The organism is Neotabrizicola paludis (assembly GCF_044142105.1).
Taxonomy (GTDB): domain Bacteria; phylum Pseudomonadota; class Alphaproteobacteria; order Rhodobacterales; family Rhodobacteraceae; genus Pseudogemmobacter.
This window is the reverse complement of sequence record NZ_JBGTYM010000001.1, coordinates 542,389-555,384: the sequence shown is the minus strand read 5'-3', so window position 1 is coordinate 555,384 and position 12,996 is coordinate 542,389. Positions and strand designations below refer to the sequence as shown.

Sequence of the window (12,996 nt, the reverse complement as noted above, 5' to 3'; positions counted from 1 at the left end):
TCATGGCCGAGACCACCTCCCCCCCGATGCAGGGCGACACGCGCGCCGGTTTTCTTTATGCCCTGTCGGCCTATCTGCTTTGGGGGTTTCTGCCGCTTTACATGAAGCTCGTAGCGCATATTCCCGCGAGTGAGGTCGTCGCGCATCGGGTTGTCTGGTCGGTTCCCGTGGCGGTGGCCTTGCTGGCCTGGCGCGGCCGTACCGCCGATCTGCGCGCCGCGCTGCGCAGCCCGCGCATGTTGGGCATGGGGGCGATGACCGCGGCCCTGATCAGCGTCAATTGGGGCATTTATGTCTGGGCCATCGGCTCGGGTCATGCGCTGGACGCGGCCCTTGGCTATTACATAAACCCGCTTTTCTCGATCCTGCTGGGCGCGCTTCTCCTGGGCGAGCGGCTGCGCGGCCTGCAATGGGTCGCCATCGCGGGCGCGGCCATCGCGGTCATCATCCTGACGGTGGAAAGCGGCAAAGTGCCGGTGGTTGCCATCGGTCTGTTCGTCACCTGGGGGTTCTACGCCTATCTCAAGCGCCGGCTTCCGCTGGGGCCGAACCAGGGTTTCGCGCTGGAAGTACTGATCCTGCTGCCCTTCGCGCTGGCCTACATGATCTGGCTGGCGGCGAATGGCGAAAGCCATTTCCTTCAGGGCAATATCGCGGACGATCTGCTGCTTCTTGGCCTGGGCCTTGTGACGGCTGTGCCGCTGATCCTTTACGCCAATGGCGCCAAGGGCCTGACATTGTCGAGCATCGCGATCATGCAATACATCGCCCCGACGATGATCTTCCTGACGGCGGTCTTCCTGTTCGGCGAGCCGTTCAGCGCGGGCAAGCTTCTGGGCTTCGTCTTCATCTGGGCCTCTCTTGTAGCCTATCTGACCGCCGTGCTGCGCCGACGCTAATGTGCCTCGGCCTTGCCGCCGGTCAGACTGGCCCAGAGCGGCGCGATGACCCGCGTCGCGACCGGGATCAACAGCAATCCCAAGGCCAGCCCGGCGATCCCATCCAGCGCTGCCGTCACCAGCCATTCAACGGCCCCCTGCAAGCCGCCGGGCATCGCCTGGGCGATCGTCACCGCAATCGCGTGGATCGTCTCATAGGGCCAGGGCCAAAGATGCGTGACCTCAAGCCCGTGCAGGATGATGCTGCCGCCAACCCAGAGCATCGCCGCCGTGCCGACAGTGGACAGGACGGCCAAGAGCTTTGGCATGCCGCGCACGAGCCCCCGCCCCAGCCCGCGCAGGACGCCGCCCTTCGCTTTGGCTGCCAGATGCAGGCCGACATCGTCCATCTTCACGATCAACGCCACCGCGCCATAGACCGCGACCGTGATCATGGCGCCAACAATGGCCAGAGTCAGCGCCTGCAACCAGAAACTCGGGCTTTCGATGGTGGACAGGGCAATGGTCATGATCTCGGCCGACAGAATGAAATCGGTCTTGATCGCGCCCGCGACTTTTTCTTCCTCGAGATGCGCGGCATCCTTCGGGTCGAAATCCGATGCGACGGCCTCATCCGAATGGGGTGCCAAGGCATGAAACAGCTTCTCTGCACCTTCGAAACACAGATAGGCCCCCCCCAGCATCAGCAGTGGCGTGATCGCCTGAGGCAGAAAATAGTCTAGTGCCAGAAGACACGGCAGAAGGACGATCAGCTTGTTCCTGAGCGAGCCCAGCGAGATTCGCCAGATGATCGGCAATTCCCGGTCGGCCGAGAAACCGTGGATGTACTTGGGCGTCACCGCCGCATCGTCGATGACAACGCCTGCGGCCTTGGCACCGGCCTTGGTGGCGGCGGCGGCGATATCGTCAACAGAAGCCGCCGCAACCTTTGCAATCGCCGCCACATCGTCCAAGAGCGCCAGAAGTCCACTCATCTCACTGCTTCCCCTTGAAAACCAATCTCGAGTTAATCACCGGCTAAAGATTCTGCAAAGCAGCGACGACGGTTAGCGCAAACATGCCAGGTTTGCGCTAACAACATGAAATCACGTCGTTTTCAGGCTTTGAATACTCCGGGATACACATTAGATAACCGATCATCCCTTGAAGAGTTCCTGAAAAGCCAAGCCCGGAGCGCAGCCCATGACCATCACCGTCGGCATCAACGGTTTCGGCCGGATCGGCCGCTGCACCCTTGCCCATATCGCAGAATCGAACCGCAACGATGTGCAGGTGGTGGCGATCAACGCCACGGGGCCGGTCGAGACCAACGCGCATCTTCTAAAATATGACTCGGTCCACGGCCGCTTTCCCGGTGTGGTGAAGGTCACCGATGGTCAATTGGATCTGGGCCGCGGCCCGATCCGCATGATGTCGACCTATGATCCGCAAGAGCTTGACTGGCAGGGTGTGGATGTCGTGCTGGAATGCACCGGCAAGTTCAACGACCGCGACAAGGCAGCCGTCCATCTGGGCCGTGGCGCCAAGCGCGTTCTGATCTCCGCCCCCGCGAAAAACGCCGACAAGACCGTGGTCTATGGCGTGAACCATCGCGCGCTGACCGCCGAGCATCTGGTTGTCTCGAACGGGTCCTGCACGACCAACTGCCTCGCTCCGCTGGCCAAGGTGCTGAATGACACGGTGGGTATCGAATCCGGCATCATGACCACGATCCATTCCTATACCGGCGATCAGCCCACGCTCGACCGCCGGCACAAGGATCTGTATCGCGCCCGCGCCGCCGCCATGGCGATGATTCCCACCACCACCGGGGCCGCCAAGGCGCTGGGCGAAGTTCTGCCCGAGCTGAAGGGCAAGCTGGATGGCAGCTCGATCCGGGTGCCGACGCCGAATGTCTCGGCCGTCGACCTGACCTTCATCGCGGGCAAGACCGTGACTGCTGAAGAGATCAACCAGATCATCCGCGAGGCCTGCGCCGGGTACATGGGCATGGTGATGGCCTATGATCCCGAGCCCAAGGTCTCGATCGACTTCAACCACACCCCGCAATCCTCGATCTTCGCCCCCGACCAGACCCGCGTCGTCGGCCGTTCCGTTCGCGTGCTGGCCTGGTATGACAATGAATGGGGCTTCTCCTGCCGGATGGCCGATGTGGCGGGTGTGATGGGGCGGCTCCTCAACTAGGAGGACACCTTGACCGACCGCGTTGCCCTGATCCTGGCCCTGTTGATCCTGGCAGGGATCGCGGTCGATTTCGCCGTGACGGGCGGCGAAAGCCTGCTTTTCCTTGTGCGCAAGTTCTTCGGAATGATGGACATGCTGGAATTCTGGGACTGACCCGGGCAGACTGGGCTTGCTTTTCCTGCGCGGCTGGCGTTGTTAGCGCTATCACCGCGTTCCGCGATCCAGCAAGCTTCGGAGGAAGACCATGGTCGTCAAGGTTGCCATCAACGGGTTTGGCCGCATCGGCCGCAACGTCCTGCGCGCGATCATCGAATCAGGCCGCACCGACATTCAGGTCATCGCGCTCAACGATCTTGGCCCGGTCGAGACGAACGCGCATCTCCTGCGCTTCGATTCTGTTCATGGCCGCTTCCCGGCTGACGTGACCACCGGGCCCGACTGGATCGACGTGGGGCGCGGCGCAATGCAGGTGACGGCGATCAAGAATCCCGCCGATCTGCCCTGGGGCAATGTCGATATCGTGCTGGAATGCACGGGCATCTTCACCTCCAAGGAAAAATGCCTGGCGCATCTGGAAAATGGCTCCAAGCGGGTGCTGATTTCGGCTCCGGGCGAGGGGGCCGACAAGACCATCGTCTATGGCGTGAACCACGGCATCTTGACCAAGGACGATTTGGTCGTCTCGAACGCGTCCTGTACCACCAATTGCCTGTCGCCCGTCGCTAAGGTGCTGAATGACGTCATCGGCATCGAGAAGGGCATGATGACAACCATCCACAGCTATACCGGCGATCAGCCGACGCTGGACACGATGCACAAGGATCTGTATCGCGCCCGCGCCGCCGCCCTGTCGATGATCCCGACCTCGACCGGCGCGGCCAAGGCGGTGGGGCTGGTGCTGCCCGAGCTTAAAGGAAAGCTCGACGGTTTTGCCATCCGCGTTCCGACGCCCAATGTCTCGGTCGTGGATCTGAAATTCCTTGCAAAGCGCTCGACCAGTGTCGAAGAGATCAACGGCGCAATTCAGGCGGCGGCGGACGGCCCGCTCAAGGGCATTCTGGGTTACACCAAGTTCAAAAATGTCTCGTCCGACTTCAACCACGACCCGCATTCCAGCGTCTTCCACATGGATCAGACCAAGGTGATGGATGGGACTTTCTGCTCGATCCTGTCTTGGTACGACAACGAATGGGGCTTTTCGAACCGCATGGCCGATACCGCCGTTGCCATGGGCAAGCTGATCTGAGGCAATTCGCGTTTTATGGAGAATTCGATCAGGGGCGTCTGCGGGCGCCCCTTTTCTTTTCAGGACAAGCTATGCATTGGGTGCAACGCCGCAGTGCAGCATAGTCTCTTGTTTGCGCTAACCGGAGGGCGCATATCCCTGTCATGCAAAGGCCATCCGGGCCCTTGCACGAAAGGACGAAGACGATGCTGACGATGTTTGAAGACTGGAAAGAAGCCGCCCGCAAGCGCCGGGCCTATCGCCGTACCCGCGACGAGATCGCCAATATGCCGCGGAGTGTCGCGCTGGATCTGGACATTTATCCGGGTGATGCCGAGAAGCTGGCGATGATCGCGATCTATGGCCGCGGCTGATCCGCGCCGCAGATCCGATGGATGACACAGGGGGCCCTTCGGCCCCCTTTTGCTATTTGCCGTAGCGGTCTTTCAGCGCCCGCACCACAGGCGGAGTGACGAAGCGCGAGACGTCTCCACCCAGCCGCGCGATCTCCTTCACCAGTTTCGAGGCAATGGCCTGACGTCGCGCATCCGCCATCAGGAACACCGTCTCGACCGAAGAATCCAGCGCCCGGTTCATGCCAACCATCTGGAATTCATACTCGAAATCCGCCACCGCACGCAGGCCGCGGATGATGATCCCGGCGCCCACATCGCGCGCGCAGTCGATCAGCAGGTTCTCGAACGGATGGACGACGATCTCGCCCCCGGTCACCGCCGTGATGGCCGCGCATTCCGCCTCCACCATCGCGACCCGCTCTTCCAGCGCGAAAAGCGGCCCCTTGTCGCGGTTGATCGCCACGCCGATCACCAGCCGGTCGACAAGTGCCATGGCACGCTGGATGATGTCGACATGCCCCAATGTGATCGGGTCGAACGTTCCGGGATATAGACCGATGCGCATGGAATTCCCCCCTGCCACGCCTCAGCAGCAGGCACACGCAACAATATTGCGCCAAGACATGCAAGGGCGTTTTCGCCGCAGCGCGGAAGGCCCTTGCTGTCCCGGGGGTCAGAACCCCTTGATCATGCCTTCCAGCGCATCCTTTTCGGCATGGAGTTCCTCAAGCCGTGCCTTGACCACATCGCCGATCGAGATCAGTCCCACCATTACCCCGCCCTCGATCACCGGCATGTGGCGAAAGCGCCCGTCCGTCATCTTCTGCAAAACCGCATCGGTCTGATCGGCCCTGGCACAAGAGACCAGCTTGGCGGTCATCACCGTGTCGACCGCGTCGGACAGGCAGGCCGGCCCGCGCTTGCCCAGCTCTCGCACGATATCGCGCTCGGATAGGATTCCTGCCGCATACTTGCCATCCGCGGATACGACCACGGCCCCGATGCGCTTCTGTGACAGAAGCGTCACTGCCTCGGTCAAAGTGGCTTTGGGCGGAATGGTGATCACCGCCTGTTCGGGTTTCGATTTCAGGATCTGGCCGACAAGCATGGGTCCTCCTCCGCATTCCCGTCTTGTCAGATCAAGCGTCCGGCCACGACCCGAGTCTGTCAAGCCCTCCTTTCGTTCAAGCCCTTGATTCGAGGCGCACGATTTCGCTGCGGCATTCGCGGATCAGCGCTTCGGCGAAGCGGGCCAGCCGGGCGACCCGCGTGTCTTCGGCATGACGGATCAGCCAGAAGCTGCGGCTCAATCCGATCACGTCAGGCAGGACCCGCAGAAGTTCGGGCGCGGCGGCAAGGGCAAAGTCATGCACCACGCCCAGGCCCGCCCCCTGACGGAGAAAGTTGAGCTGCACCGAGACCGAGTTGGATGAGAAGGACACCGGCGGCGAGCCGATTTCGGCCAGATAATCCAGTTCCTTGTCGAAGATCAGGTCGGGGATATAGCCGACGAAGCGGTGGTTTTGCAGATCCTGCGCGTCGGCTACCGGATGCTCGGCCAGATAGGTTCGGCTCGCGGCGAGATGGAGCTGATAATCCGCCAGTTTCTGCACGGTCAACCGCCCGGTTTCCGGCCGCGACACGCCGATCGCCATGTCGGCCTCGCGCTTTGACAGGTTGAAGACGCGCGGAAGGGCCACCAGTTGCACCTCAAGGCCGGGATTGTCACGGCTGATCCGCGCGATCACCTGCGGCAGCAGGTAGTTGGCGCAACCATCAGGGGCGCCCAGGCGCACCTGCCCAACCAACCCCTCGCCCGGCCCCGCTGCCCCCGACAGGCTTTCGCTGGCGGCCAGCGCCGCCGCCTCAGCCCTTTCGGCATGGGCAATCAGCCGCCCGCCCGCATCCGTCAGCACATAGCCCTGCGGGCTTTTGACGAAAAGCCGCGCCCCCATCGCCTCTTCCAGCCGCGCCACGCGGCGGCCGACGGTCGCCGGATCGATCCGCAGCAGCCGCCCTGCCCCCGACAGGCTTTCGCTGCGCGCGACGGCAAGGAAGACGCGCAGATCATCCCAATCCATATTGCATTCCTGCAAAACCCTTTTGCCAGATTGCCGCTTTGTCTGGCAAATCCGCAAGGGTAAAACCGCCGCAACCTATCGGAGGAGATGCGTCATGCAAGAGATCGGTCATTGGATCAACGGCAAGCGGGTGGCGGGCAATTCGGGCCGCTTCGCGGATATTTACAACCCCGCTACCGGCGAGGTTCAGGCGCGTGTTGCGCTGGCAAGCCAGGCCGAATTGGACGATGCCATCGCCAAGGCCGCCGTCGCCCAGGCCGGTTGGGCCGCGACCAACCCGCAGCGCCGCGCGCGCGTGATGATGGCCTTCGGCGCCCTGATCAACAAGAACATGGACAAGCTGGCCGAGCTGGTCAGCCGCGAACATGGCAAGACCCTGCCCGATGCACGCGGCGATGTGCAGCGCGGGCTGGAAGTGGTCGAGGTCTGCATGGGCGCGCCCGCCATGCTCAAGGGCGAATACATGGATTCGGCCGGCCCCGGCATCGACCTTTACGCGATGCGCCAGCCGCTGGGCGTGGTCGCCGGCATCACGCCCTTTAACTTCCCCGCCATGATCCCGCTGTGGAAGATGGCCCCCGCCATCGCCAGCGGCAATGCGATGATCCTGAAACCGTCCGAGCGCGTGCCCTCGACCGCGATGCTGCTGGCCGAGCTGTTCCAGGAGGCCGGTCTGCCCGATGGCGTGCTTCAGGTGGTCAATGGCGACAAGGCGGTGGTCGACGGGATCTTGAATCATCCGGTGATCCAGGGCGTCGGTTTCGTCGGCTCGACTCCTATCGCGCAATATATCTATGGCCGCGCCGCAACCAACGGCAAGCGGGCACAATGCTTTGGCGGTGCGAAGAACCACATGGTCATCATGCCGGATGCCGATCTCGACAAGGCGGCGGATGCGCTGATCGGCGCGGGCTTTGGCGCAGCGGGCGAACGCTGCATGGCGATCTCGGTCGCGGTGCCGGTGGGCGAGAAGACCGCCGATGCCTTGATCGAAAAGCTGGTGCCGCGGATCGAGAAGCTGAAGGTCGGTCCCTACACGGCGGGCGACGATGTCGATTTCGGCCCCGTCATCACCAAGGCCTCGCAGGATCGCATCCTGGGCCTGATCGATTCCGGCGTGGAACAGGGCGCGAAACTGGTCATCGACGGCCGCGGCTTCAAGCTGCAGGGCTATGAGAACGGCTTCTTCGTCGGCCCTTCGCTCTTCGACAATGTCACCGCCGATATGGAGATCTACAAGCAGGAGATCTTCGGCCCCGTCCTCAGCCAGGTTCGCGCCAAGAGCTATGACGACGCGCTGAAGCTGGTCATGGACAATGAATATGGCAATGGCACCGCGATCTTCACCGCCGATGGTGACACCGCGCGCGATTTCGCCAGCCGGGTGAATGTCGGCATGGTGGGGATCAACTTCCCGATCCCGGTGCCGCTGTCCTACTTCTCGTTCGGTGGCTGGAAACGCTCGGCCTTCGGCGACCTGAACCAGTATGGCCCCGATGCCTTCCGCTTCTATACCAAGACCAAGACCGTCACGGCGCGCTGGTTCTCGGGTATCAAGGAAGGGGCCAACCTGAACTTCAAGGCGCTCGACTGAGCTTCCGCGCGGGAGTCAAACGATCACGGCGGGGCATTGCCCCGCCGTTTCAATTTCTTCGGCCTTTGGCGTCAGCGGCGCTGGGGATTCTGCCCCTGACCGCCCTGCTGTTCCCCGCCGTGCTGCTGGCCGGGGCGGCGCTGGGGCTCCTGCTGCTCCTGCTGGCGCCCCGGGGCACGCTCGGGTTGCTGGTGCGGGTCGCGCACCTGCGGCTGCCGCGGATCGCGGGGTTGTTCTCTGGTCGGGTCTCTGGGGTCGGCCATCCTGATATCCTCCATGGGTTAGGGTTGACCTGACACGTCTTCGTCGCGCCAGAGCCATGACATTGGCCCTGACCCGCAGCATTTCCAGACCTGCCTCTCCACGCGGTTCATCCCCGGCGCCGTGCCGCCGTTAGGGTCAGGGTTCCACGGCGGGTTCCCGCAGGAGCCGGGCGTTCCCTGCGTCCGACCGATCACATCTACGACAAACAATCATCTATGAATATGATGTGAACAGGCGTAAGATGCGTCCAGTTCGTCTTGATGGAGGCAGACATGTTCAAGACCAATGTGGGTGGAATTGACCGCATCCTGCGCATTGTCATCGGCCTCGCCCTGATCGCCTGGTTCATCTTCGATCAAGGCAGTGGTTTTTGGCACTGGGCCAAGCTGATCGGTATCGTGCCGTTGCTGACCGGCCTTATGTCGACCTGTCCGCTTTACTCGATCCTGGGATTTTCGACCTGCCCGGTGAAACAAGCCTAAGCGGCAGAAGCCAGGCGGCAGGGATAGAAATCCTCGACCAACACGCCGCCGCGATCATCGAAACTGCAAAAACTGGCCGACGGAATTTCGGTCCAGTTGCCCTCGTCGGATTCCAGCGGCTCCGACACCACGGCCATGCCTTGCCGCGTGTCTGACCAGCGGTAATAGAGGCTTGGTGCCAGATCGTCCGTCGCATAGCGCACGGCGTAAAGCTGCTTGCCATCCGACAAGGCTGCCGTCATGCGCAAATGCGGCGCGGCGCCCTTTTCGCGTGCCAAGCGAATGAACCGTGCCGCCGCCCGCTCCAAAGCGCTGCGCGGATCATGATCCAGCCCTTCGGCCACGGCGACCAGGAACAGCGCCTCGCTGTCGGTCGCGCCGCGACGGTTGGAATAAAGCGCGTCGGGGATCATCATGTCGGCATCGCGGCGGAACCGGTCATACCCGCCGATCTGGCCGTTATGCATGAAGCTCCAGATCCCATGGGTGAAGGGATGGCAGTTGTTGCGGCTGGTTGCCGTGCCGGTCGAGGCCCGGACATGCGCCAGGAACAGGGGCGAGCGGACCTGCGCCGTCAGGCTGCGCAGGTTCGGGTCCGACCAGGCAGGCATGATGTCGCGATACTGGCCCGGTTCGGGCCGTCCGTCATACCATGCGATGCCGAAGCCATCGGCATTGGTTGCGGTATGGCATTGCGTGGCGCAATGGCTTTGATGGATCAGGCTGTGGCCCGGGCGGGACACGATTTCCTCGAGGAAGATGCGCTTGCCGATATAGGCCGCCCAACGGCACATGATATCCCTCTTTGCCCGCAGGCTCTGGCCATTTGTAACAGAAAGGCCGCCCCAAAGGTAGCGGGCGGCCCTTCGAATGCGTTGAAATCCGCGCGAGAATCCGCCGGGGGCTGAAACAATCGGCTAGTCCAGCGCCTCGACCACCACCAGATCGCGTTCTGCCGCGCCCTTGGCATGTTCCAGCGCCGACTGATACTCGGGCGAATTGTAGCAGGCCACCGCCGCCTCAAGACTCGGGAAGCGGGCCAGCACGTTGCGCGGCCGGTCGCGGCCCTCAAGCTGCACATAGCGGCCGCTGCGCGCCAGGAACTCGCCGCCATGCGCGGCGATAGCTGTGGTCGCGCCCTTGGCGTAGAGCGCATAGGACTCGGGGTTGGTCACCTCGACATGGGCAATCCAAAAGGCAACTGGCATCTCATCCTCCCATCGCGGCTTCCGCCGCCTTGATCGCGGCCTCGGCCTGGCCGATATCGGCCCCGCCCGCCTGCGCCAGATCCGGGCGACCACCGCCGCCCTTGCCGCCCAGGGCCTCGGCCGCGGCCTTGACGAGCGTCACCGCCGAAAGTCGGTCGGTCAGATCGGCCGTCACCCCAGCCGCGACGGCGGGCTTGGCGCCGGTATCGGCGATCAAGAGCACCGCGCCCGACCCGATCCTCGCCTTCATCTCATCGACCAGTGCGGGTAGATCCTTGCCCGAGACACCGGACAGCACCTGAGCAATCAGCTTGATGCCGTTGATTTCCTTGGCATCCGGGCCCGCGCCCTTGCCGCCCATCGCCACTTCGCGGCGCAGCTGCGCAACCTCGTTCTGCAGGGCGCGCCGTTCATCGAACAAGGCCTTCACGCGGTCGACCACTTCCGTCACCGGCGCCTTCAGCGCCAGCGCCACTTCGGCCAACCGTGTATCCTGAAGCCGCAGATGATCCAGCGCCGCCTGACCTGTCAGCGCCTCGATCCGGCGGACACCGGCGCTCGACGCAGAATCGCCGAGAAGAACAAAAGCGCCGATCTCGCCCAGTCGCCCGACATGCGTGCCGCCACACAGTTCGATCGAATAGGTCTTGCCATCCGTGCCCTTGCCCGAGCCGTCCTGCACGCCCATCGACACAACGCGGACCTCGTCGCCATATTTTTCGCCGAACAGAGCCTGCGCCCCCAGCGCGCGCGCATCATCGGGCGCCATCAGCCGGGTCTCGACTGCGCCATTCTGGCGGATATAGCCGTTCACCTCGGCCTCGACCTTGGACAGTTCCACCGGCGACAGGGCCGCATTATGGGCAAAGTCGAACCGCAACCGGTCGGGCGCATTCAAGCTGCCGCGCTGCGCGACATGGCTGCCCAGGGTTTCGCGCAGCGCCTCGTTCAGCAAATGCGTCGCCGAGTGATTGGCGCGGATCGCGCCGCGACGCTTGTGATCGACCTCGAGCTTTGCGGGCTGACCCTTGAGAATGCTGCCTTCGGTGACCCTGGCGATATGAAGGAAGACCCCGGCGGCCTTCTTGGTGTCGGTCACTTCGGCAAGGCCGGTATCGGTGCGGATCCAGCCTGCGTCGCCGGCCTGACCGCCCGATTCTGCATAGAAGGGGGTCTGGTTGACGACGATCTGCACGCTCTCGCCCATGGCGGCGCTGCCGATGGCCGCACCATCGCGCACCAGCGCCTGGATCACGCCCTCGGCGCTTTCCGTGTCATAGCCCAGGAATTCGCTGACTCCATTGGCCTCGGCCAGCTCGAACCAGATTTTGGCGTCCTTGGCTTCACCCGTACCGGCCCAGGCCGCCCGCGCCTTGGCGCGCTGCTCGTCCATCGCCTTGTCGAAGCCCTGCACATCAACCGCCCGGCCCTTTTCGCGCAGCGCATCCTGCGTCAGGTCCAGCGGGAAGCCGTAAGTGTCATACAGCTTGAAGGCCGCCGCGCCGGGCAGGTCGCCGCCTTCCGGCAGGCGCGACAGCTCGTCATCCAGAAGCTTCAGCCCGCGGTCCAGCGTCTGCTTGAACTTGGTCTCTTCGGTCTTCAGCGTTTCCTCGATCAGCGCCTGGGCGCGCGGCAATTCGGGATAGGCCGCCCCCATTTGCCGCACCAGCGCCGGGACCAGCCGGTACATCACCGGGTCCTGCGCGCCCAGCATATGCGCATGACGCATCGCCCGCCGCATGATCCGCCGCAAGACATAGCCTCGCCCTTCGTTCGAGGGCATGACCCCGTCGGCGATCAGGAACGAGGTCGAGCGCAGATGGTCGGCGATCACGCGATGATGCACCTTGCCCGGACCATCGGGGTCGGAACTGGTCGCATGGGCCGAAGCCTCGATCAGGCTGCGCATCAGATCGGTGTCGTAATTGTCGTGCTTTCCCTGCAGCAATGCGCCGATCCGCTCCAGCCCCATGCCAGTGTCGATCGACTGCATGTCCAGCGGGCGCATCGAGCCATCCGCGAACTGCTCGTTCTGCATGAAGACGTTGTTCCAGATCTCGATGAACCGGTCGCCGTCTTCCTCGGCCGAACCGGGCGGGCCGCCCCAGATATGGTCGCCGTGATCGTAGAAGATTTCGGTGCAGGGACCGCAGGGGCCGGTCGGGCCCATGCGCCAGAAATTATCGTCGCTGGCGATGCGGATGATCTTGTGCTCGGGCAGGCCCGCGACGCGCTTCCAGATCCCGGCCGCCTCGTCATCGGTGTGATAGACCGTGACAAGAAGCCGATCCTTGGCCAGGCCGAAATCCTTGGTCAGCAATTCCCAGGCATAGGTGATCGCCTGTTCCTTGAAATAGTCGCCAAAGCTGAAATTGCCCAGCATTTCAAAGAACGTATGGTGGCGCGCCGTGTAACCCACATTGTCCAGGTCATTGTGCTTGCCACCGGCACGAACGCATTTCTGCGCCGTGGTCGCGCGCTTGTAATCGCGCATCTCGACCCCGGTGAACAGGTTCTTGAACTGCACCATGCCCGAATTGGCGAACATCAATGTCGGGTCGTTGCGCGGCACGAGCGGGCTGCTCTCCACAACCCGGTGCCCGTTGCGCGCGAAGAAATCAAGGAAGGTGGAACGGATGTCGTTCAAGGACGGCATGGGAGGGCGGCCTTCTTGGCGAAAAACTGATCGCGTTCCATGTAACG

At 63.0% G+C, this 12,996-nt stretch carries 14 protein-coding genes; 7 read left to right on the top strand and 7 right to left on the bottom strand.

Going from position 1 to position 12,996, the window contains the following annotated elements; all coding sequences use genetic code 11:
* Positions 1–2: 2 nt before the first annotated feature.
* On the top strand, positions 3–899 hold the full coding sequence (gene rarD, locus ACED67_RS02645; protein WP_395539976.1) for an EamA family transporter RarD: 897 nt from the start codon (positions 3–5) through the stop codon (positions 897–899).
* Here rarD and ACED67_RS02640 read toward each other — a convergent pair.
* Positions 896–1,873, bottom strand: coding sequence for a DUF808 domain-containing protein (locus ACED67_RS02640; protein ID WP_395539975.1), 978 nt, complete (start codon positions 1,871–1,873; stop codon positions 896–898). The two genes, rarD and ACED67_RS02640, sit on opposite strands and share 4 nt — an antisense overlap.
* Positions 1,874–2,081: 208 nt before the next feature.
* On the opposite strand from ACED67_RS02640, the gene gap (ACED67_RS02635) reads away from it, so the two are divergent.
* From gap (ACED67_RS02635) to ACED67_RS02620, 4 genes are all read left to right on the top strand, one after another.
* A complete protein-coding gene (gap, locus tag ACED67_RS02635; protein ID WP_395539974.1) occupies positions 2,082–3,083 on the top strand; it encodes a type I glyceraldehyde-3-phosphate dehydrogenase in 1,002 nt (333 codons plus the stop codon).
* Positions 3,084–3,092: 9 nt separating this feature from the next.
* The gene (locus tag ACED67_RS02630) at positions 3,093–3,236 is read left to right on the top strand and encodes a hypothetical protein (RefSeq protein ID WP_395539973.1); all 144 of its coding nucleotides are present in this window, start codon (positions 3,093–3,095) and stop codon (positions 3,234–3,236) included.
* A gap of 91 nt (positions 3,237–3,327) precedes the next feature.
* On the top strand, positions 3,328–4,329 hold the full coding sequence (gene gap / locus ACED67_RS02625) for a type I glyceraldehyde-3-phosphate dehydrogenase (RefSeq protein ID WP_395539972.1): 1,002 nt from the start codon (positions 3,328–3,330) through the stop codon (positions 4,327–4,329).
* A 185-nt stretch (positions 4,330–4,514) separates the two neighbouring features.
* A complete protein-coding gene (locus ACED67_RS02620) occupies positions 4,515–4,682 on the top strand; it encodes a hypothetical protein (protein WP_395539971.1) in 168 nt (55 codons plus the stop codon).
* A 52-nt stretch (positions 4,683–4,734) separates the two neighbouring features.
* Here the strand turns inward: ACED67_RS02620 and coaD are convergent, their stop codons facing one another.
* From coaD to ACED67_RS02605, 3 genes are all read right to left on the bottom strand, one after another.
* Complete coding sequence (gene coaD, locus ACED67_RS02615) at positions 4,735–5,229, bottom strand: pantetheine-phosphate adenylyltransferase (protein ID WP_395539970.1); 495 nt, start codon at positions 5,227–5,229, stop codon at positions 4,735–4,737.
* 108 nt (positions 5,230–5,337) lie between these two features.
* Positions 5,338–5,772 carry a CBS domain-containing protein gene (locus ACED67_RS02610; RefSeq protein WP_395539969.1) on the bottom strand — a complete coding sequence of 145 codons (435 nt, stop codon included), beginning with the start codon at positions 5,770–5,772 and terminating at the stop codon, positions 5,338–5,340.
* A gap of 76 nt (positions 5,773–5,848) precedes the next feature.
* Entirely contained in the window at positions 5,849–6,745 is an 897-nt protein-coding gene (locus ACED67_RS02605; protein ID WP_395539968.1) for a LysR family transcriptional regulator, read from the bottom strand.
* Positions 6,746–6,839: 94 nt separating this feature from the next.
* On the opposite strand from ACED67_RS02605, the gene ACED67_RS02600 reads away from it, so the two are divergent.
* Positions 6,840–8,339, top strand: coding sequence for a CoA-acylating methylmalonate-semialdehyde dehydrogenase (locus tag ACED67_RS02600; RefSeq protein WP_395539967.1), 1,500 nt, complete (start codon positions 6,840–6,842; stop codon positions 8,337–8,339).
* A 536-nt stretch (positions 8,340–8,875) separates the two neighbouring features.
* Positions 8,876–9,085, top strand: a complete 210-nt coding sequence (locus tag ACED67_RS02595; RefSeq protein ID WP_395539966.1) for a YgaP family membrane protein — start codon at positions 8,876–8,878, stop codon at positions 9,083–9,085.
* Here ACED67_RS02595 and ACED67_RS02590 read toward each other — a convergent pair.
* The 3 genes from ACED67_RS02590 to alaS form a co-directional block, all read right to left on the bottom strand.
* Entirely contained in the window at positions 9,082–9,879 is a 798-nt protein-coding gene (locus tag ACED67_RS02590; RefSeq protein WP_395539965.1) for a class II glutamine amidotransferase, read from the bottom strand. The genes ACED67_RS02595 and ACED67_RS02590 overlap by 4 nt on opposite strands.
* Before the next feature lie 123 nt (positions 9,880–10,002).
* Positions 10,003–10,293: a DUF1330 domain-containing protein gene (locus tag ACED67_RS02585; RefSeq protein WP_395539963.1), complete on the bottom strand. Its 291-nt coding sequence runs from the start codon at positions 10,291–10,293 to the stop codon at positions 10,003–10,005.
* 1 nt (position 10,294) lies between these two features.
* Positions 10,295–12,949: an alanine--tRNA ligase gene (gene alaS, locus ACED67_RS02580; protein WP_395539962.1), complete on the bottom strand. Its 2,655-nt coding sequence runs from the start codon at positions 12,947–12,949 to the stop codon at positions 10,295–10,297.
* Positions 12,950–12,996 lie beyond the last annotated feature (47 nt).